Consider the following 19735-nt stretch of genomic DNA (forward strand, 5'->3'; position numbering starts at 1 on the left):
TCACCTCTGCGCCCGTTAGCGCTGCGGCCCTGCCGCCACCAGCGTGGCGCCCGCTGGCGTATCGGTATACTTCTCAAAGTTCTCGATAAACAGCTTCGCCAGCTGATCGGCTTTTTCCTGCCACTGCTCCGGGGAACCATAGGTGCTGCGCGGATCGAGGATCTGGGTATCCACACCCGGGAGCGCCGTTGGGATCTGCAGGTTAAACATCGGCAGGGTAAAGGTCTCCGCGTTGTCCAGCGAGCCATTGAGGATGGCGTCGATGATGGCGCGGGTATCTTTAATCGAGATACGCTTGCCGGTGCCGTTCCAGCCGGTATTGACCAGATAAGCCTGCGCGCCGGCCGCTTGCATACGTTTAACCAGCACTTCGGCGTACTGTGTCGGATGCAGCGACAGGAAGGCGGCGCCAAAGCAGGCGGAGAAGGTTGGCGTGGGCTCGGTCACGCCGCGTTCGGTGCCGGCCAGTTTGGCGGTAAACCCGGACAGGAAATGGTACTGGGTCTGATCGGCGGTCAGGCGGGAGACCGGCGGCAGGACGCCGAACGCATCGGCCGTCAGGAAGATCACTTTGGTGGCGTGACCCGCTTTGGAAACCGGTTTAACAATGTTGTCGATATGGTCGATGGGGTAGGAGACGCGGGTGTTTTCAGTCTTCGAACCGTCATCGAAATCGATCGTGCCATCGGCGCGCACCACCACGTTTTCCAGCAGAGCATTGCGGCGAATGGCGTGATAGATATCCGGCTCGGCCGCTTCAGAGAGCTTGATGGTCTTGGCGTAGCAGCCCCCTTCGAAGTTAAACACGCCGTCGTCATCCCAGCCATGTTCATCATCGCCAATCAGGCGGCGTTTTGGATCGGTGGAGAGGGTGGTTTTGCCGGTGCCTGAGAGGCCGAAGAAAATGGCGACATCGCCTTTCTCGCCGACGTTAGCAGAACAATGCATAGAGGCGATGCCCTTCAGGGGCAGCAGGTAGTTCATGATCGAGAACATCCCTTTCTTCATTTCGCCACCATACCAGGTGCCGCCGATCAGCTGGATGCGCTCGGTGAGGTTGAAGGCGATGAAGTTTTCTGAGTTCAGACCTTGCTCTTTCCACTGCGGATTGGTGCACTTCGCGCCGTTCATCACGATGAAGTCGGGCTCGAAGTCCGCCAGCTCTTCATCGCTCGGGCGGATGAACATGTTTTTAACGAAGTGCGCCTGCCAGGCCACTTCGGTAATAAAGCGCACGCTGAGACGCGTATCGGCGTTGGCGCCGCAGAAGGCGTCGACGATAAACAGCCGTTTACCGGACAACTGCTGGGTCACCAGCCCTTTCAGATGCTGCCAGGTTTCCTGTGAAAGCGGCTTGTTGTCGTTTTTACCTTTGCCTTTATCGGACCACCAGACGGTATCGCGGGTGGTGTCGTCGCGAACGAGATACTTATCTTTCGGAGAACGGCCGGTAAAAATGCCCGTGTCGACGGCGATAGCACCCAGACTGGTTAATACGCCACGTTCGTAACCTTCCAGGCTGGGGTCGAGCTCTTCCTGAAACAACATATCGTAGCTGGGGTTGTGGACGATATCCTGAACGTCATTGATACCATAAGCCTTGAGATCCTGCGGGGTTAAACCATGATTAACGCGCATGTCACTGCTCCTTAGCTAAGATGTACTGCTGTAAATTGTAGGGTTTCTTACCGGGTATTGACCGCGACCAGGCTCATAGATTTACGTATCTCGACATTCCTCAGAATGATGAAAAAAACGGTGACTCCTGTCACGAAGTGAAGTGGATTATCTCAGGAAATGGGCGGATGTTGGGGGTAGATGTTTATTAATGGTTAAAAAGTAATTAAAAAAACTACTGAATTGTGAATGTAATCGCTTTCCTGGAATAAAATTACGTAACTCTTTCAGGGAAAATCGATTCAACTCGTGAATAAATAAAAGTCAGGCACAAGGCGACGAACAACATCGCCACCCTGTACCTGTGGAAGACGCGGGGATTAATGGACCTGTGGGTCGGCCGGAGAGGCGTTATTACGGATCTCGGCAATATCCATGGCATTGAAGATATAGTGGTTACCGCAGTAGTCGCAGTGCATATCAATCTCGCCTTCATCGGCGAGGATGCTATCTATCTCTTCATCCGGCAGGGTCTTCAGCGCGCCAGCGCAGCGTTCACGAGAACACGTACATTTGAACTCGACGCTCTGCGGCTCGTAGACCGTGACCTCTTCCTCATGGTACAGGCGCCACAGCACATCGTTCGCCGGCAGGGTGAACAGCTCTTCCGCCTTGATGGTCTCGGTGAGCGTCGCCAGGTGCTCGAAGTCGGTCGTCTGGGTATCCTGCGCCGGCATCACCTGCAGCAGCATCCCACCGGCCATCGGCTGACCTTCATGTTCCCCGGTGCGAATGATGAGGCGCGTCGGCAGCTGCTCTGAACGCTGGAAGTAATCTTCCAGGCAGGCGGCCAGCGTATCGCCTTCCAGACCGACCACACCCTGATAACGTTCACCCTCTTTCGGGGAGATGGTAATGACCAGATAGCCGTTGCCGACCATCGTTTTCAGATCCGCATCGTCCGCAATATCGCCCTGCACGCGCGCGACGCCACGCAACTGCTGCTGGTTATTGCCGTTGATCACCGCCAGCTGTAAAGGGCCATCGCCCTGCAGCTGAACGGTAATATCACCAGCAAACTTCAGCGTCGCGGTCAGCAGGCTGGTGGCGACCAGCAGCTCCGCCAGCACCGTTTTCACCGGCTGTGGATAGGTGTGATTGGCCAGAATCTGTTCCAGGGTTTCCGACACCGTCACCAGCTCGCCGCGTACGGCATAGTTTTCAAACAGATAACGATGTAATTGATCGTGTTGAGTCATAATCATCTCTCTTTCTGGCGCGAGTTACTCACTCTCGCCGTGTTTAAATCTCATCAGGTCGCGGCGCTCTTTCTTGTCCGGACGTCTGTCAGGGTGCGGCATGGTCAGGGCGTTCATTTTGCGCGCCAGGGCCACTTTTTCACGCTTCTCGATACTTTCCGCCGTCTCTTCATACAGGGCGACGGCTTCACTTGCCGGGCGGCGCTGTTCGGTAATACCGACAATCCGTACCGTACGCTCGTCATTGCCCTGGCGCAGCGTCAGCATGGCGTCCAGCTCGACAATTTTCCCGGGTTTGCTGCGTTGTCCGTTGTAATGCACCTTGCCGCCTTCAATCATCTCCCGCGCCAGCGCGCGGGTCTTGTAAAAGCGGGCGGCCCAAAGCCATTTGTCCAGTCTGACGGTTTCGCTGGGCTTCTCTTTCATCGCCTCTCCTTCGGGGTAAGCGAAGGGATCAGTCGCCGGTAATCATTCAATCCTGGGTGGCGCAGATACTGCTTTTCCGCCAGCCCGGAGTCGGGATTGGTAATGCCCAGGCAGTAACGAATGCCAAATTCCCTCGCGGCATCCAGAATCGCCTCGCTGTCGTCGACAAACAGCGTTTTATGGGCCTCAAGGCCAGTCTCCTCCGCCACGGCGCGCCACAGGCGCTGATCCTCTTTCGGATAACCAAATGTGTGGGTGGAAAGTAATAAATCAAGGTGCGCATCCAGGCCGGTGTGTTTGAGCTTCACCGCCAGATTGTGGGGATGGGCATTGGTCAACAGAATGCGTCGCTTACCGCAGGCCTTGAGCGCATCAAGGAACGGCACCGTATCCTCGCGCAGCGTGGCGCGCGGACCCTGTTCGCTGGTCATCGCACAAATATCCAAACCCAGGCGCTCGCTCCAGTAATCCAGACAGTACCAGTTTAGCGTATGCTGCACGGCGTGATACTCCTGGCGCATGGCGTCTTTCGCCTCCTGCAGATTGAGGCCGCGGGCGGCTCCCCAGGTTTCAGGCACCAGCGTTTGCCAGAAATAGTTGTCAAAAGCGAGGTCCAGGAGCGTGCCGTCCATATCCAGCAGAACGGTATCAACCTCCTGCCAGGCGATATCAAAATGCATGATGACTCTCCAGCGAGCAGAAAATGGGCGACAGGGTATCATACCCTGTCGCCGGGAAAATTAATCTTGCGGGTCAGACGCGGGGAGCAGTACCGGGTTCAGGCAGCTTTCGTAATATTTCTGAATCTCTTCCATACGCTGGCGATGGCGTTGATAACGACGCAGCGCCTGTATGCCGTGGTAAGCCATGCATCCCAGCATCGACAACAGCAGCAGCGTAATGCCCAGATAGCGCCACAGTCCGCTGCGGTCGGGGATGCGGTGCAGATTGATATGCTGGGTGCCGTTGGCGTCGGTAAACAGATTGGTGACGATCCCTTCGGCGTGGAAAGGGGTATGCATGAGCATACCGGCCAGTCGCCGCAGCTCGCTCCACTGCTCATGTGCCGGATAATCATACAGGCTCACCGCCGGCCACGGCTGATTGACCAGCACGCTGCCTTCATCGCTGGCGATCAAGAAACCGCCGGGCGCCGGGCTGTTTAGCGCCTGCGCGGCTCGCGAAGTTTCACGCATTACAAAGGGGGCGGTGGAAGTGGTCACCAGATTCTCCAGCGACTCCGCGCTGACCGGGCGCAGCAGCACGTTCACGCCGTCCAGTTTTCCGGCGGTGGCGCGCTTGGTCAGCGCCTCCCAGTTACGGGTATTCCCGAGATTGACCAGCGCGTTTTTCAGGCGCAGGCAGTCATCCTTTGCCGAGCAGAGATCGTTGGTTTTCAGGACGATATCGCCGAAATCATCCAGCAGCACCATGCCTGATTTCTGAATCGCGGAGCGCAGCGCCGGGCTGACGCGGGAGTCATCGTCGGTTTCCGGGTGCAGCTGGCGCTGGACGGACTGCATCAGGGCGGTCGCTTTGCTGACAATATCAGACTCCGGCAGCGGCAGAGGAGGGGCGTCGTTCCATACAATCTGTGAACAATCGAAAGGCAGGAACGGCGAATCCTCTTTGGCCGACCAGCTACCCGGCGTACGGATATTACACATCCCGGTGCCTGTCAGGCGCAGCGTATCGCCAATGCGCACATGGGCTTTTGCCAGCTGGTCGACGGTTGTCGCTTCAATCGTCTGGGCGCCCTTCAACCACGACAGGGTGAACTTAAACGGCATATTTAGCGGTACGCTGACCCACAGCATGATCACCACTACCAGCGCGCCGGCGGCGATAATCGCGCTGCGCAGCCAGTACTGTAGCGGGAAGTTTTTCACTTCATCATGGAGCGACAGGTAGCGTCCCTGGCGGGCCACGTGACGGTTGAGATAGATATCAATATCGGTCTGCTGTCCCAGGTCCTGGGCGATCCATGGCTGCCAGTGGCGCGGATAGATGAGATCGATAATACCCAGCGAAATGTTATTGATATGTTCCTGATCGTTTTCGCCAAACAGACCCCAGCGTTTGGGAACGCCCCGCAGGCAGTGAATTTCGCGCAACGCGGCGCGGCGCGGCGGGGCATAGATCCCCCCCACGCCAGCGGCGAGAAGCAGTACCCCCGCGGCCACCAGCCAGGGGGTAAAAACGGCTGGCCCAATCAGGCTGAAATAAAAGAACAGAAAGGAGGCGACGATCAGGATCGCTTCGCGCAGCCCATCCGGCCGGTTGAGGGCGTGTTCTTCCCGACTTTCCCGACGGATCTGCCGTAGCTCTACCTGTTCGCTCTCTTCGCCGCGAATGGAGGCCTGGGTGGCCGATGCGCGTTCCAGGGCGTAGCTTTGCGCCTCCTGACGATAGTCGCTCAGGCTATGTCCGTTAAGGGTGATAACCAGCGGCAGGCTGTCGGTGGGGATCAGCTCAACGCTGTTTTCGTCGTTGATATGCTGTTCCCAGAACGGCGGCAGATGGACTTCCACCGAATCGAGAAAGTAGCGCCATTTATTCGGCGCGTCGGTAGTGATCCCGTAGCGAGTGATGGCTCGCGTCACCGCGTAGACCGTATCACTCTGTTCATTCAGCGCCAAAGCGACGGGTGCGGTCGTTGCGCCGGACGCCGGGACCTGCAGGGTGCGACTGAGCTCCGCAAGATACTTTTCGATAGCCTGACGCTCATCGGCAGGAAGCGGCCGCGTAGTGGCGTCGCTAAAGGCGTGCAGTAGAGGAAGGCGTCGGCGTCTGGCGTGAGCGCGGTACCACCATCCGATGAGCAATACGCAGATTAGCAGAGCTGTAAGGAAAATCAGAAAGGTGCCCATGCCCATCCCATCATAGTTATTTTTTCTTACGATATCGTCGGTGAACGTGAAGACTAACGTCAAGCTGCAGTGTTAGTGGCGCACCTGGTTACAGGGTAGTGAATATGTCATGCAGCAACGTATAAGCTTACCAAAAACGTTAATGCGCAGAAATCGGTAAATTCTCAAACAGAATTCAAGCTATTGACTTTTTTATCTTTATTACTTTCCCCTTTGCCGGTAAAAGGTTACAACTCTGTAAATAAGTAGCGATTTGGATTGCCGAAAGCGTGTTGCGTATCGCACAATGACTGCTTAATCACAGCATAGACCGATGACAATGAGCAAATCATTACAAAAACCCACCATTCTCAATGTTGAAACTGTCGCCCGTTCGCGCCTCTTTAATGTCGAAAGCGTCGATCTGGAATTCAGCAACGGTGTGCGTCGCGTTTATGAACGTATGCGGCCATCCACCCGTGAAGCGGTGATGATTGTGCCGATTGTTGATGATCACATTATTTTGATTCGCGAGTATGCCGTCGGCACGGAATCCTACGAGCTGGGTTTCTCCAAAGGGCTGATTGACCCGGGTGAAACCGTGGATGAAGCAGCGAATCGCGAGCTGAAAGAAGAGGTTGGCTTTGGCGCCAATAAGCTGACGTTTCTGAAGAAGCTCAGTATGGCCCCCTCTTACTTCTCCAGCAAAATGAATATCCTGGTGGCGGAAGACCTCTATCCTGAGTCACTGCCGGGCGATGAACCTGAGCCGCTGCCGCAGGTGCGCTGGCCGCTGGCGCAGCTGATGTCGCTGCTGGATGAAGAAGATTTTAACGAAGCCCGTAACGTCAGCGCGCTGTTTTTGGTGCGCGAGTGGCTGCTGGCTCAGGGCCGACTCTGAGAGAAAGCGCGCCGTTAGCAGCAATAAAAAAGCGCCCGCAGGCGCTTTTTTTGTCAGAACAGTTCGTGGGTTTCACCACCGCCGTCAGTCAGGGTGGTGCCCACCTCATGGACCGCCTGCTGCGTGGGCTGGGTTCCTTCAATGAAGTATTCCGCGCGGCTGTTGCCCCCGTTAGCCAACTGACCAGTGCTGCGGTCGATATTCACCGTGACGATCCCCGGCGGCGGGGTTAACGGCTCTTCCGGCACCCCCTCCAGCACGCTCTTCATAAAGCTGTCCCAGGCCGGCTGGGCACTTTTAGCACCCCCCTCATAACCGGAGATCTGATCTTTAATCGCCCCGGAGGCGGTGGTGCGGCCAAGATCGCGACGATGATCGTCAAAGCCGATCCATACCGAAGTCACTACACCTGGGCCGTAGCCTGAGAACCAGGCATCCTTCGAGCTGTTGGTGGTCCCGGTTTTCCCGCCGATGTCATGCCGCTGCAGATCGCGTCCGGCACGCCAGCCGGTTCCCATCCAGCCCGGTTCGCCAAAGATGTTGCTGTTCAGTGCGCTTTTTATCAGGAACGACAGCGGCGTGTTAATCACATGCGGCGCGTATTCCTGGGCGCCGCTCTGTGCAACCAGCGACTGGTTGGCCTGCTCCAGCTGCGGCTGTGGCGGCACGTTGCCGTTCTGCGGTTCCGTCGAGGTGGCGACATCTTCCACATCTTTATTTTCCAGCACGTTGGATTTTGGCGTATCACCGTAAATGACCGGTAAATCACACTGCGGGCAGGCGATTTTCGGACGTTCTTCGAAGAGAACGCCGCCCTGATCATTCTCAATCTTACTGATAAAGAACGGGTTGACCAGGAAGCCGCCGTTGGCCATCACCGAATATCCGCGGGCAACCTGCAGGGGCGTAAAGGAGGCGGAGCCCAGGGCCAGCGATTCTGTGTGGACAATGTTTTGCGCCGGGAAGCCAAAGCGCTGCAGATACTCGGCGGCATAGTCAACGCCCATGGCGCGCATAGCGCGCACCATCACCACGTTTTTCGACTGTCCAAGCCCCTGGCGTAAACGAATCGGACCGGCATACTGCGGCGGCGAGTTCTTCGGCCGCCAGTCGGATCCTGCGCCTGCGTCCCAGCGCGAGATCGGCACATCGTTGAGCATACTGGCCAGCGTTAAGCCTTTATCCATCGCGGCGGTATAGAGGAACGGCTTAATGTTGGAGCCGACCTGACGCAGCGCCTGAGTGGCGCGGTTGAACTTGCTCTGGTTAAAGTCAAACCCGCCGACGAGAGCAATAATCGCGCCGTTCTGCGGGTTAATGGAGACCAGCGCTGAGTTGACGTCCGGGACCTGCGACAGCCACCAGCCGTCAGCCACTTTACGAACCCAGATCTGCTGCCCGGCCTGCAGGACGTCGTTGACTTTACGCGGGGTCGCCCCCTGCTGCGTATCCGAGATAAAGCGCCGGGCCCAGCGCACGCCGTCCATCGTCAGAGAAACGGAGTCGCCGTTAGCCAACAGCGCGACGGCCTCCTGGGCATTCGCGGAAGTGACCACCGCCGGGAAAAGCGGGCCGTAGCCAGACTGACGCTTCAGCGAGTCGATGATTTTCTTCGTCTCCCACGGCGTTTCACCGACTTTCCACAGTACGCTGGCCGGGCCGCGGTAGCCGTGACGCATATCGTAATCCAGCACGTTATTGCGTACCGCCTGCTGGGCTGCCTGCTGATTCTTGCGAGTAATGGTGGTGTAAACCCGGTAGCCATCTTCATAGGCCTGCTCGCCGTAGCGATTCACCATCTCCTGGCGCACCATTTCGCTCAGGTAAGGGGCGGAGAAAGCGATTTTCGGCGCGTGATAGCTGGCGTCGATCGCTTCGCTGCGCGCCTCATCATATTGCGCCTGGGTTATGTACCCCTCGCTCAACATACGCGACAGCACCACGTTGCGACGGGCGGTCGCGCGATCCATGGAATAGAGCGGGTTAAAGGTAGAAGGCGCTTTCGGCAGACCGGCAATCACCGCCATCTCACTCAGGGTCAACTGGTCGATAGGTTTGCCAAAATAGACCTGCGCCGCGGCGCCGACGCCATAGGCGCGGTAGCCGAGGTAGATCTTGTTCAGATACAGCTCAAGGATTTCATCTTTGTTCAGCAACTGCTCGATGCGGATAGCCAGAAAGGCCTCTTTAATCTTACGCATCAACGTCTTCTCGGGGCTGAGGAAGAAGTTACGTGCTAACTGCTGGGTGATGGTGCTGGCGCCCTGGGAGGCGTGGCCTGAAAACATCGCCACGCTGGCGGCGCGGAAAATACCCACCGGATCGACGCCGTGGTGCTCATAGAAACGGCTGTCTTCAGTGGCGATAAACGCTTTCACCAGCTCGGGGGGAATTTGCTGCAGCGTCACAGGGATACGGCGTTTTTCGCCATATTGCGCAATAAGCTCACCGTCGGCGCTATAGACCTGCATCGGGATCTGCAAACGCACATCCTTCAGGGTTGCGACGTCGGGGAGTTGCGGCTCTATGTATTTGTAGAGGCCAAAAATCGAGCCTGCTCCCAGCAGTACGCAACAGACTGCAAGGATCAATAGATACTTTACGAACTTCACCGGTGTTTTCCCATTTAGTTTTATTTGGGCAGTTTATAAACAAACGCGCGGTAGTATAAAGGCAAGCCAGGTGCATTGATATAGCCGGACAGTTTTGCCGGATAAGGAGATCGTAAGCATGGCTTTCAGAAACTGGCGGATCGGGATGCATATCCAGCAGGATAGCATCGCCATTGTCGCGCTATTGCATGAACGCTCACACTGGGCGCTGCGCCGCTGGTGGCGTATTCCGCTGCCGCCAGGCCTGGTACGGCAGGGGATGGTGGTGGACGTCAGCGCCCTTGGCGCACAGCTTAGCGCCTGGCGGCGGGAGCTACCGGTGCAGCATCAGGTCAGTATCGCTTTCCCCGCCGTTCGCACGCTGCAAAAGCGCCTGCCTTATCCCCAGTTCGCCCTGCGGGATCGTGAACAGGCGACGTGGATAGCCAGCGCGATGACCCGGCAACTGGCGATGCCCGCCGCCTCCTTAAGCATTGATTATGCTCCCACCTCGCGGGATGACGGTTGGCAGGTCACGGCGGCGCAGCGGCTGGACATCAATGTCCTGCGGGCGCTGGCAGGACGGCTACGACTGCGGGTAGCGGCCATCGTGCCGGATGCCAGCGCGCTCGGCGCGTTTGTCCCCTTGCTGAACCCGCAGTCGCAGGGCCTCGCGTGGCGGGATGAAAATCACTGGCTATGGGCGACGCAGGAGGCCTGGGGTTGTGTCACCTGCGATGAGGTGAAGTCGTTAAGCCAGCTGGCGGAGCAGCTTCAGGTTCCTTTGCGTCTGTGCGCTGACGCTGGCGACGAGGCCAGCAACTTAGATGTCTGGCAGGTCATTCACCGCCGGCAGCCTCCTCTGCCGGTCGATGGCGATCGCTACGCTATCGCCCTTGGGCTGGCGCTGGGGAGTGAACACCATGACGCATGCCGTTAATCTTCTCCCCTGGCGCGACCTGCGGCGGCGCCAGCGCCTGCGCTTCATCCTGCTGATTGCTACCGGCATTATGCTGCTGGGATTGATGATCCTGCAGGTATGTCGCACGGTCCGTCTGCAGCATCTCGCCCTGGCGACACTCCACGCGACGGCCGACGCGCAGTTGCTCGCCTCGCTTAAACAGCGCGAGCTTCCAATGCGCGAGGCGTGGCAGCAGCACCAGCGTCATCGTCAACAGCAACGGCGTAGAGCGGCGATCGCCGCCTGGCAACCCAGGCTGCTGGCGCTGGCGGCAGATCTGCCCGCGCAGGCGTGGCTGACGCGGCTGGATTACCAGGGCGCGGTTCTGACCGTGAACGGCCTGGCCCTCAACCTTCAGGCGCTGGCCGGACTGGAGCGCATTCTGACCAATGTGGCGGGATTCGCGCCGGCAAAAGCGGGCGGAACGCAGCGCGACGCCGAGGGACGCTGGCAGTTCAGTTTTACCCTTGCAGAAGAGCGTGCCGATGTGGATTAGCAGCCGGCGCAGCCAGGCGGTGCTGCTGACCCTGCTCGCGATGGGGGGGCTGGGCTTCGGCGTTACGCTCTGGTGCGCTGCCGGGCCGCCGCTGGCGGCAGTGTCCCGCGACCCCGTCCTGCAAACGCAGTGGCGCCGGGTGATGGCATTGCGCATGCCTGCCGGTGAAACACCCGGAGGGCGCATCGACAAGCAGCCGTTTTCGCCGATAGCCATTCCGCTTGCCGGGGTGAAGCTTATCGCCTGGCGACCTCAGGGAAGCGGGGGCGAGATGGAGCTGACCCTGCCCTGGCAGACGCTGCCCGCACTTTTTTCCTGGCTGGCGCGCTGCGGGATGAACCCGCGATCGTTCTCGCTGGAGCGTGAGGCGCAGGTGCTCCGCCTGCGTTTGCAACTGGAGGCGGAAGATGGGACGTAAACGCTGGGCTTTACTGTGGCTGCCGCTGTCGCTGCTGGCGGCCGAGCGCGATCCTTTTCAGCCGGTAGAGGATCCCTGCCGCACGGCGCAACTATCACAATGGCGCTATGGCGGCGCGGCCGGGGATGGCGCAGGCTGGACGGGGTTTCTGCAGGACGGGAGCGGCAAATGGCGGCGGGTGCGCATGGATGATCAATTGCCCACGGGCTGGCGGGTGAGCCGGCTGACGACCGGCGAGCTGGAGATCGCCACACCTGCGGGGTGTGAACCGCCAGCGTGGCGCTGGCAACGTGAAGGGAAACAATATGATGCGATGGATAAGCCTGCTGCTTCTGCTGCTGCCGCTGGCGGCGGGCGCCGCCCGAAATGAAAAGACAATTTCGCTGGTGGTCGATGACGCGCCGGTGGCTCATGTGCTGCAAGCGCTGGCCGAAATGAACCACAAGAACCTTGTTGTGGCGCCGGACGTTAGCGGTACGCTCTCCCTGCATCTGCAAACGGTTCCCTGGACCCAGGCGTTGCGGGCGGTGGCGGATAGCGCAGGCCTCTCTTTGCAACAGCAGGGAACGGTCATCTACGCGCATACCCAGGCCTGGCAAAAGGCGAATCAGGCGCAGCGTGAAGCGGAACAGGAGAAACGCCTGCAGAACCTGCCCCTGCAGGCCGAGAACGTGACCCTGCACTATGCCGATGCCGAGGAGCTGGCTAAAACGGGCGGTAAGTTGCTTAGCGCCAGGGGGCACCTGATGGCGGACAAACGGACCAACCGTCTGCTGATCCGCGATGATGCCCGGCATCTGCCGGCGTTGAAAGCCTGGGCGCAGGAGATGGATTTGCCCGTCGGACAGGTGGAGCTGGCCGCTCATATCGTGTCGATGAGCGAAACCAGCCTTCGCGAGCTGGGGGTGAAGTGGCGGCTGGCGGAGGCCGGAGGCTCGCCGGGATCAGGACAAATCACCACCCTGAGCAGCGATATGTCGGTGAACGATGCCAGCACCCGTGCGGGGTTTAACATCGGCAAGATTAACGGTCGCTTACTCGAACTGGAACTTTCCGCGCTGGAGCGCAAGCAGCAGGTCGATATTATCGCCAGCCCTCGTTTGCTGGCCTCGCATATGCAGCCCGCCAGCATCAAGCAGGGGAGCGAGATCCCCTATCAGGTTTCCAGCGGTGAAAGCGGCGCCACGTCGGTGGAGTTTAAAGAGGCCGTGCTGGGCATGGAGGTGACGCCGACGGTGCTGCAGCAGGGGAGAGTGCGGCTGAAGCTGAGGATCAGCGAAAATACGCCGGGTCAGGTGCTGAAGCAGGATAATGGCGAGGCGCTGGCCATCGATAAACAGGAGATAGAAACCCTGGTGGAAGTTCGCAGCGGCGAGACGTTAGCGTTGGGCGGCATCTTTTCGCAGAAAAACAAAACCGCCCGCGACAGCGTCCCGCTGCTTGGCGATATCCCGGTGCTGGGGCGTCTGTTTCGTCGCGACGGGAAAGATAATGAACGCCGTGAACTGGTTGTCTTTATTACGCCACGGATTCTGGCGGTACGTTAAGCAGGTTTTTCATGCTAAACACGTTTCAGGTGTTTGACGTGAGGACGGATTTAGCATACAAGGGGTACCGATTTGAGAGTCGGGTACGACATCAATCCTCCCTTTATTGTCCGGCGATTTTATTCAGTTGCCAAACCAGCCGGAGTATTGAGATAATTTTTAGTCTGACTCTCGCTCTATTGCATATGAGGTTTCAGTTCATGCCCTGCGGCGCTGGGTGTCTGCGAAGCGGGTTTATCATTAACGAATAGTCTTAGTAGTACCGAAAAAATGGCAGAGAAACGCAATATCTTTCTGGTTGGGCCTATGGGTGCCGGCAAAAGCACTATTGGGCGTCAGTTAGCCCAACAGCTCAACATGGAATTTTACGATTCCGATCAAGAAATTGAGAAACGCACTGGCGCTGATGTGGGCTGGGTCTTCGATGTTGAAGGCGAAGAAGGCTTCCGCGACCGTGAAGAAAAAATTATCAATGAGTTGACGGAAAAACAGGGGATTGTGCTGGCGACTGGCGGCGGCTCTGTAAAATCCCGTGAAACGCGTAACCGTCTCTCCGCCCGCGGCGTGGTGGTCTACCTGGAAACGACAATCGAGAAGCAGTTGGCCCGTACGCAGCGCGATAAAAAGCGTCCTTTGCTACAAGTCGATGCGCCGCCTCGTGAAGTGCTGGAAGCGCTGGCTGACGAGCGTAACCCGCTGTATGAAGAGATCGCCGATGTGACTATCCGCACAGACGATCAGAGTGCGAAAGTCGTCGCGAACCAGATTATTCATATGCTGGAAAGCAATTGATTCTGGCTTAATAAAAGTGCGTCAGAGTAAAAGTCACTGAGGTGGACGTCGCGTTATGGAGAGGCTTACTGTTACCCTCGGGGAACGTAGTTACCCGATTACCATCGCGGCTGGTTTGTTTAACGATCCAGCTTCCTTCCTGCCACTCAAGTCGGGCGACCAGGCTATGCTGGTCACCAACGAAACGCTGGCGCCGCTTTATCTGGATACCGTCCGCTCTGTGCTGGAGCAGGCAGGGGTCAACGTTGACAGCGTGATCCTGCCCGATGGCGAGCAGTATAAAAGCCTGGCGGTGATGGATACTGTTTTTACCGCGCTGTTGCAAAAACCGCATGGCCGCGACACCACGCTGGTGGCGCTTGGCGGTGGCGTAATCGGTGATTTAACCGGTTTCGCCGCGGCAAGCTATCAGCGCGGGGTGCGTTTTATCCAGGTCCCTACCACTCTGCTGTCACAGGTCGATTCGTCGGTCGGCGGCAAAACCGCAGTGAACCATCCTCTCGGCAAAAATATGATTGGCGCCTTCTGGCAGCCGGTTTCGGTGGTGGTTGATCTTAACTGTCTGAAGACCCTCCCGGCGCGTGAACTCGCTTCCGGACTGGCTGAGGTCATCAAGTACGGTGTGATCCTCGACGGCGAATTCTTCAGCTGGCTGGAAAACAACATTGATGCGCTGCTGGCGCTGGATGAAAAAGCGATGGCGTACTGTATTCGCCGTTGCTGTGAGCTGAAAGCGGAAGTTGTGGCTGCCGACGAGCGTGAAACCGGGTTACGTGCTTTACTCAATCTTGGACATACCTTCGGCCATGCTATCGAGGCGGAAATGGGCTACGGTAACTGGCTGCACGGCGAAGCGGTGGCGGCAGGTATGGTGATGGCGGCGCATACGTCCGAACGGCTGGGGCAGTTCCGCGCGCAGGATACACAGCGCATTATCGATCTGCTCAAGCGTGCAGGCTTACCGGTACGCGGCCCGCAGGAGATGAGTGCGCAGGCGTATTTGCCCCATATGATGCGCGATAAAAAAGTACTGGCGGGCGACATGCGGCTGGTGCTCCCGCTCGCAATAGGAAGCAGCGAGCTGCGCGGCGGAGTGCCGCATGATGTGGTTCTTGGCGCGATTGCTGATACTCAGCAGGCGCAACAATAAGAAGGTCTGGCCGCGTTCGCGCGGCGTTATCATTTCGGGTGATGTGCAATAATCGTGAGCATAAGCCTTTTAGTGGGGTGTTAAATGGATGATTTCAAACCAGAAGACGATATGAAAGCCGATCGCAACGATCGTCGTGCTGGTCGTTCCCGTCAGTCTTCCGAGCGTGATGCCGATCCGCAGATCAATTTTGACGACGTCGATCTTGATGCCGATGAAGGCCGTCCGACGCGCGCCGGTAAGGCCCGTCGCGAGCGTGAAGAGGAAGAGTTCGAAGAAGAACTGGATGCGGAAGACGAGGAACTGCTCGAAGAGCAGCCTGTAGAGCGTCGTCCGCGCAAGCGTAAAAAAGCGCCGGCCAAACCTGCCTCCCGTCAGTACATCATGATGGGCGTGGGGATTCTGGTGCTGCTGCTGTTAATCGTGGGTATTGGTTCTGCGCTGAAATCGCCATCCTCGTCCAGCCAGCAGACCGCTTCCGGCGAGAAGAGCATTAATTTGTCTGACGATCAGTCCACCAGCACGCCTGCTGCCGGTCAGGATCAGACTGCTGCTGCCAACACCACCCCACAGCAGGACGTAACGGTTCCGCCTATTGCCGCGAACCCGACGCAGGGCCAGGCAGTATCAGAGCCGCAGGGCCAGCAGCGTATTGAAGTTCAGGGCGATCTGAACAATGCGCTGACCCAGCAGCAGGGCCAGCTGGACGGCGCCGTGGCTAACTCGACGCTGCCAACTGAACCGGCAACCGTCGCGCCGATCCGTAATGGCGCCAATAGCACTGCGGCGCCGCGCCAGGCGACCGAGCGTCAGACGGCTGCAACGCCGCGTCCGGCAGAGCGTAAGCACACCGTTATCGAAGCGAAGCCGCAGACGAAGCCTCAGGCCGTGGCAAAAGCGCCGGTAGAAACGAAGCCGGTTCAGCCGAAGCATGTTGAAAGCGCGGCGACTACCGCCCCGGCGAAAACCACCGTAACCGAAAGCAAACCGGTGGCAACAGCGCAGAGCAAACCGGTAGCAACAGCGTCCACCACCACTGCCGCGCCAGCCGCAACGGCAGCGCCAGCCGCGAAGAGCGGTAAAACGGCAGGTGACGTGAGCTCAATGAAATCTGCGCCGTCGGGTAACTATACCCTGCAGCTCAGCAGCTCCTCTAACTACGACAACCTGAACAACTGGGCGAAGAAAGAGAAGCTGGATAGATATGTTGTCTATGAAACGTCGCGTAACGGCCAACCGTGGTACGTGCTGGTGAGCGGTATCTATGCTTCGAAAGAAGAAGCGAAACGCGCTGTCACCTCGCTGCCGGCGGACGTGCAGGCGAAAAATCCATGGGCAAAACCACTGCATCAGGTACAGGCTGACCTGAAATAATGCCGTGGGGTAGTCTTAAGCGCAGGATGCTGTCGGAGCTTTCTCCACAGCCGGAGAACGTGTAATTAGTTAGGCAGCATGAAAAAGAATCGCGCTTTTCTGAAGTGGGCAGGGGGGAAATACCCCCTGCTTGACGATATTAAAAAGCATTTGCCGGAAGGCGAGTGCTTAATCGAGCCCTTTGTGGGCGCCGGGTCGGTATTTCTCAATACCGACTTTTCTCGTTATATCCTCGCGGATATCAACAGTGACTTAATTGGCCTGTACAACATCGTTAAATTGCGTACCGACGAATACGTCGCCGCTGCGCGTGAGATGTTTGTCCCGGAAAACAACGTCGCTGAGCGCTACTACCAGTATCGTGATGAATTCAACCAAAGCCAGGATCCGCTGCGTCGCGCGGTGCTGTTCCTGTATCTGAATCGCCACGGCTACAACGGCCTGTGTCGCTACAATCTGCGCGGCGAGTTTAATGTGCCGTTTGGCCGCTATAAAAAGCCCTATTTCCCCGAGGCAGAGCTCTATCATTTCGCCGAGAAAGCACAAAACGCCGAGTTTTACTGCGAATCGTATGAAGAGTGCATGCAACGTGCAGATAGCCGCGCGGTGGTATATTGCGATCCACCCTATGCGCCGCTGACGGCGACGGCGAACTTTACCGCCTACCACACCAACAGCTTCAATCTGGAACAACAGGTACTGCTGGCGCAAAAGGCGGAATCGCTGATGAAAAAGCGGATCCCGGTGCTGATTTCCAACCACCGCACACCGTTGACGCAGGAATGGTATAAAAACGCGGCAGAAACACATATTGTGAAGGTTCGGCGCAGCATCAGCAGCAACGGTGGTACGCGTAAAAAGGTGGATGAGCTGTTAGCGCTCTACCGTCCGCCTAAGACCAAATAAATTTCAAGGAGATGCGGATGAAGCAGTATTTGATTGCCCCTTCGATTCTGTCAGCTGATTTTGCCCGTCTGGGTGAGGATACCGCGAAGGCGCTGGCGGCGGGTGCGGATGTCGTGCACTTCGACGTCATGGACAACCACTACGTGCCGAATCTGACGATTGGCCCGATGGTGCTGAAGTCGCTGCGCAATTACGGTATTACCGCGCCAATCGACGTCCACCTGATGGTAAAGCCGGTCGACCGCATCATTCCTGATTTTGCCGAAGCCGGCGCCAGCATCATCACCTTCCATCCTGAAGCCTCCGAACACGTCGATCGCAGCCTGCAGCTGATTAAAGAGCACGGCTGTAAAGCGGGCCTGGTGTTTAACCCGGCGACGTCCCTGAGCTACCTCGATTACGTGATGGATAAGCTGGACGTGATCCTGCTGATGTCGGTTAACCCGGGCTTTGGCGGCCAGTCCTTTATTCCCCAGACGCTGGATAAACTGCGTGAAGTACGCCAGCGCATCGATGCTTCTGGCTACGATATTCGCCTGGAAGTGGATGGCGGCGTGAAAGCCAGCAATATTGGCGAAATCGCCGCGGCGGGTGCGGATATGTTTGTTGCCGGTTCGGCGATCTTCGGTCAGCCGGACTACAAGAAAGTGATTGATCAAATGCGTAGTGAATTAGCGAAGGTGAGTCATGGATAAATTACAGGCGATCCGCGGCATCGCGTTTGATCTCGACGGCACGCTGGTGGACAGTGCGCCGGGTCTAACCTCGGCGGTTGATAACGCCCTCTACGCCCTGGAGTTGCCGGTGGCGGGAGAAGAACGCGTTGTCACCTGGATCGGCAACGGCGCCGATGTCCTGATGGAGCGGGCGCTGACCTGGGCTCGTCAGGAGCGTGCGACGTTACGGGCGGCGATGGGTAAGCCTTCCGTCGACGATCATGATATTCCGCAAGACGAACAGCTGCGCATTTTGCGTAAACTGTTTGACCGCTATTACGCCGAAACGGCGGAAGAGGGTAGCTTCCTGTTCCCGGCGGTGGCCGATACGCTCGGCGCGCTGCATGCCAAAGGCCTGCCGCTGGCGCTGGTCACCAATAAGCCGACGCCGTTTGTCGCCCCGCTGCTGGACGCGCTCGATATCGCGAAATATTTTACCGTGGTGATTGGCGGCGATGACGTGCAGAACAAAAAGCCGCATCCGGAACCGCTGCTGCTGGTGGCGGAAAAGCTCTCTCTGGCTCCTGCCGAGCTGCTGTTCGTCGGCGATTCGCGCAATGATATTCAGGCGGCCAAAGCGGCAGGCTGCTGCTCTGTCGGCCTGACCTACGGTTATAACTATGGCGAACCGCTTGCGCTGAGCGAGCCGGACTATCTCTTCGACCAGTTTAATGAACTCTTACCCGCTCTCGGGTTACCGCACAGTGAAACTCAGGAATTGAAACATGACTAAGCCCATCGTTTTTAGTGGCGCACAGCCCTCAGGTGAACTGACCATTGGCAACTACATGGGTGCGCTGCGTCAGTGGGTAAACATGCAGGACGATTACCACTGCATCTATTGCATCGTGGACCAACACGCCATTACCGTGCGCCAGGATCCGCAGCAGCTGCGCAAGGCGACCCTGGATACCCTGGCGCTGTATCTGGCCTGCGGCATCGATCCGCAAAAAAGCACCATCTTCGTTCAGTCGCACGTGCCGGAACACGCCCAGTTAGGCTGGGCGCTGAACTGCTACACCTATTTCGGCGAACTGAGCCGCATGACCCAGTTTAAAGACAAGTCCGCACGCTACGCGGAAAACATCAACGCCGGTCTGTTTGATTACCCGGTACTGATGGCCGCTGACATTCTGCTGTATCAGACCAACCAGGTTCCGGTAGGGGAAGATCAGAAACAGCACCTGGAACTGAGCCGCGATATCGCCCAGCGTTTTAACGCCATCTATGGCGATGTCTTTAAAGTGCCTGAGCCGTTTATTCCGAAGTCCGGCGCACGCGTGATGTCGCTGCTGGAGCCGACCAGAAAGATGTCCAAGTCCGACGACAACCGCAACAACGTCATCGGCCTGCTGGAAGATCCGAAATCGGTGGTCAAGAAGATCAAACGCGCGGTGACCGACTCCGACGAGCCGCCGGTGGTACGCTACGACCTGAAAGAAAAAGCGGGTGTCTCCAACCTGCTGGATATCCTCTCCGCGGTCACCGGGAAAACCATTCCTGAGCTGGAGCAGCATTTTGAAGGCAAAATGTATGGCCACCTGAAAGGTGAAGTCGCTGAAGCGGTGTCGGGTATGCTGACTGAGCTGCAGGAGCGCTATCATCGTTTCCGTAACGACGAAGCGTTTCTCAACCAGGTAATGAAAGACGGCGCAGAGAAAGCCAGCGCGCGCGCTTCTCAGACCCTGAAAGCGGTATACGAAGCGATTGGTTTTGTCGCCAGGCCGTAAGC

The 19735-nt window shown here is 57.7% G+C and carries 19 protein-coding genes; 13 read left to right on the plus strand and 6 right to left on the minus strand.

What is annotated here, in order from left to right:
• Positions 1-15 precede the first annotated feature (15 nt).
• From pckA to R0140_RS01740, 5 genes are all read right to left on the minus strand, one after another.
• On the minus strand, positions 16-1638 hold the full coding sequence (pckA, locus tag R0140_RS01720) for a phosphoenolpyruvate carboxykinase (ATP) (protein WP_032731343.1): 1623 nt from the start codon (positions 1636-1638) through the stop codon (positions 16-18).
• A 359-nt stretch (positions 1639-1997) separates the two neighbouring features.
• A complete protein-coding gene (gene hslO / locus R0140_RS01725; protein WP_008807007.1) occupies positions 1998-2882 on the minus strand; it encodes an Hsp33 family molecular chaperone HslO in 885 nt (294 codons plus the stop codon).
• 18 nt (positions 2883-2900) lie between these two features.
• On the minus strand, positions 2901-3302 hold the full coding sequence (gene hslR, locus R0140_RS01730) for a ribosome-associated heat shock protein Hsp15 (RefSeq protein ID WP_008807008.1): 402 nt from the start codon (positions 3300-3302) through the stop codon (positions 2901-2903).
• The gene (gene yrfG, locus R0140_RS01735) at positions 3299-3982 is read right to left on the minus strand and encodes a GMP/IMP nucleotidase (protein ID WP_004181456.1); all 684 of its coding nucleotides are present in this window, start codon (positions 3980-3982) and stop codon (positions 3299-3301) included. The genes hslR and yrfG overlap by 4 nt, the downstream gene beginning before the upstream one ends.
• A gap of 60 nt (positions 3983-4042) precedes the next feature.
• Positions 4043-6172 carry an intracellular growth attenuator family protein gene (locus R0140_RS01740; protein WP_012540410.1) on the minus strand — a complete coding sequence of 710 codons (2130 nt, stop codon included), beginning with the start codon at positions 6170-6172 and terminating at the stop codon, positions 4043-4045.
• 319 nt (positions 6173-6491) lie between these two features.
• On the opposite strand from R0140_RS01740, the gene nudE reads away from it, so the two are divergent.
• The gene (nudE, locus tag R0140_RS01745; RefSeq protein WP_012967138.1) at positions 6492-7052 is read left to right on the plus strand and encodes an ADP compounds hydrolase NudE; all 561 of its coding nucleotides are present in this window, start codon (positions 6492-6494) and stop codon (positions 7050-7052) included.
• Positions 7053-7105: 53 nt separating this feature from the next.
• Here nudE and mrcA read toward each other — a convergent pair whose 3' ends face one another.
• Positions 7106-9664 (minus strand): peptidoglycan glycosyltransferase/peptidoglycan DD-transpeptidase MrcA, encoded by a 2559-nt coding sequence (mrcA, locus tag R0140_RS01750; RefSeq protein WP_008807011.1) that lies wholly within the window; start codon positions 9662-9664, stop codon positions 7106-7108.
• Between the two features lie 118 nt (positions 9665-9782).
• Here mrcA and R0140_RS01755 point away from each other — a divergent pair, with 118 nt between their 5' ends.
• The 12 genes from R0140_RS01755 (at position 9783) to trpS (ending at position 19733) form a co-directional block, all read left to right on the plus strand.
• A complete protein-coding gene (locus tag R0140_RS01755) occupies positions 9783-10583 on the plus strand; it encodes a type IV pilus biogenesis protein PilM (RefSeq protein ID WP_032740271.1) in 801 nt (266 codons plus the stop codon).
• Positions 10567-11100 (plus strand): PilN domain-containing protein, encoded by a 534-nt coding sequence (locus R0140_RS01760; protein ID WP_012540413.1) that lies wholly within the window; start codon positions 10567-10569, stop codon positions 11098-11100. The genes R0140_RS01755 and R0140_RS01760 overlap by 17 nt, the downstream gene beginning before the upstream one ends.
• Entirely contained in the window at positions 11090-11518 is a 429-nt protein-coding gene (locus tag R0140_RS01765; RefSeq protein WP_032740269.1) for a HofO family protein, read from the plus strand. Before R0140_RS01760 ends, R0140_RS01765 begins: the two co-directional genes overlap by 11 nt.
• Positions 11508-11888, plus strand: coding sequence for a HofP DNA utilization family protein (locus tag R0140_RS01770; RefSeq protein ID WP_049152999.1), 381 nt, complete (start codon positions 11508-11510; stop codon positions 11886-11888). Before R0140_RS01765 ends, R0140_RS01770 begins: the two co-directional genes overlap by 11 nt.
• Positions 11824-13065, plus strand: coding sequence for a DNA uptake porin HofQ (gene hofQ, locus R0140_RS01775; RefSeq protein WP_032691266.1), 1242 nt, complete (start codon positions 11824-11826; stop codon positions 13063-13065). Before R0140_RS01770 ends, hofQ begins: the two co-directional genes overlap by 65 nt.
• A gap of 270 nt (positions 13066-13335) precedes the next feature.
• Complete coding sequence (aroK, locus tag R0140_RS01780; RefSeq protein WP_002920267.1) at positions 13336-13857, plus strand: shikimate kinase AroK; 522 nt, start codon at positions 13336-13338, stop codon at positions 13855-13857.
• A gap of 55 nt (positions 13858-13912) precedes the next feature.
• The gene (aroB, locus tag R0140_RS01785; RefSeq protein ID WP_008807017.1) at positions 13913-15007 is read left to right on the plus strand and encodes a 3-dehydroquinate synthase; all 1095 of its coding nucleotides are present in this window, start codon (positions 13913-13915) and stop codon (positions 15005-15007) included.
• Between the two features lie 84 nt (positions 15008-15091).
• Entirely contained in the window at positions 15092-16381 is a 1290-nt protein-coding gene (damX, locus tag R0140_RS01790) for a cell division protein DamX (protein ID WP_012967143.1), read from the plus strand.
• A 78-nt stretch (positions 16382-16459) separates the two neighbouring features.
• Positions 16460-17287 (plus strand): adenine-specific DNA-methyltransferase, encoded by an 828-nt coding sequence (gene dam / locus R0140_RS01795; RefSeq protein WP_008807019.1) that lies wholly within the window; start codon positions 16460-16462, stop codon positions 17285-17287.
• 17 nt (positions 17288-17304) lie between these two features.
• Positions 17305-17982 carry a ribulose-phosphate 3-epimerase gene (gene rpe / locus R0140_RS01800; RefSeq protein ID WP_008807020.1) on the plus strand — a complete coding sequence of 226 codons (678 nt, stop codon included), beginning with the start codon at positions 17305-17307 and terminating at the stop codon, positions 17980-17982.
• Positions 17975-18736 (plus strand): phosphoglycolate phosphatase, encoded by a 762-nt coding sequence (gene gph / locus R0140_RS01805; RefSeq protein WP_012540418.1) that lies wholly within the window; start codon positions 17975-17977, stop codon positions 18734-18736. Before rpe ends, gph begins: the two co-directional genes overlap by 8 nt.
• Positions 18729-19733 (plus strand): tryptophan--tRNA ligase, encoded by a 1005-nt coding sequence (gene trpS, locus R0140_RS01810; RefSeq protein ID WP_008807022.1) that lies wholly within the window; start codon positions 18729-18731, stop codon positions 19731-19733. Before gph ends, trpS begins: the two co-directional genes overlap by 8 nt.
• Positions 19734-19735: the final 2 nt, after the last annotated feature.

The sequence above is a fragment of the Klebsiella sp. w6 genome (assembly GCF_033100215.1).
Classification (GTDB): Bacteria; Pseudomonadota; Gammaproteobacteria; order Enterobacterales; family Enterobacteriaceae; genus Klebsiella; species Klebsiella variicola.

Bases quoted from the DNA above. Each gene is read 5' to 3' on its own strand.
- pckA (WP_032731343.1), bottom strand. From the start codon at position 1,638: ATGCGCGTTAATCATGGTTTAACCCCGCAGGATCTCAAGGCTTATGGT.
- hslO (WP_008807007.1), bottom strand. From the start codon at position 2,882: ATGATTATGACTCAACACGATCAATTACATCGTTATCTGTTTGAAAAC.
- hslR (WP_008807008.1), bottom strand. From the start codon at position 3,302: ATGAAAGAGAAGCCCAGCGAAACCGTCAGACTGGACAAATGGCTTTGG.
- yrfG (WP_004181456.1), bottom strand. From the start codon at position 3,982: ATGCATTTTGATATCGCCTGGCAGGAGGTTGATACCGTTCTGCTGGAT.
- R0140_RS01740 (WP_012540410.1), bottom strand. From the start codon at position 6,172: ATGGGCACCTTTCTGATTTTCCTTACAGCTCTGCTAATCTGCGTATTG.
- nudE (WP_012967138.1), top strand. From the start codon at position 6,492: ATGAGCAAATCATTACAAAAACCCACCATTCTCAATGTTGAAACTGTC.
- R0140_RS01755 (WP_032740271.1), top strand. From the start codon at position 9,783: ATGGCTTTCAGAAACTGGCGGATCGGGATGCATATCCAGCAGGATAGC.
- R0140_RS01760 (WP_012540413.1), top strand. From the start codon at position 10,567: ATGACGCATGCCGTTAATCTTCTCCCCTGGCGCGACCTGCGGCGGCGC.
- R0140_RS01765 (WP_032740269.1), top strand. From the start codon at position 11,090: ATGTGGATTAGCAGCCGGCGCAGCCAGGCGGTGCTGCTGACCCTGCTC.
- R0140_RS01770 (WP_049152999.1), top strand. From the start codon at position 11,508: ATGGGACGTAAACGCTGGGCTTTACTGTGGCTGCCGCTGTCGCTGCTG.
- hofQ (WP_032691266.1), top strand. From the start codon at position 11,824: ATGATGCGATGGATAAGCCTGCTGCTTCTGCTGCTGCCGCTGGCGGCG.
- aroK (WP_002920267.1), top strand. From the start codon at position 13,336: ATGGCAGAGAAACGCAATATCTTTCTGGTTGGGCCTATGGGTGCCGGC.
- aroB (WP_008807017.1), top strand. From the start codon at position 13,913: ATGGAGAGGCTTACTGTTACCCTCGGGGAACGTAGTTACCCGATTACC.
- damX (WP_012967143.1), top strand. From the start codon at position 15,092: ATGGATGATTTCAAACCAGAAGACGATATGAAAGCCGATCGCAACGAT.
- dam (WP_008807019.1), top strand. From the start codon at position 16,460: ATGAAAAAGAATCGCGCTTTTCTGAAGTGGGCAGGGGGGAAATACCCC.
- rpe (WP_008807020.1), top strand. From the start codon at position 17,305: ATGAAGCAGTATTTGATTGCCCCTTCGATTCTGTCAGCTGATTTTGCC.
- gph (WP_012540418.1), top strand. From the start codon at position 17,975: ATGGATAAATTACAGGCGATCCGCGGCATCGCGTTTGATCTCGACGGC.
- trpS (WP_008807022.1), top strand. From the start codon at position 18,729: ATGACTAAGCCCATCGTTTTTAGTGGCGCACAGCCCTCAGGTGAACTG.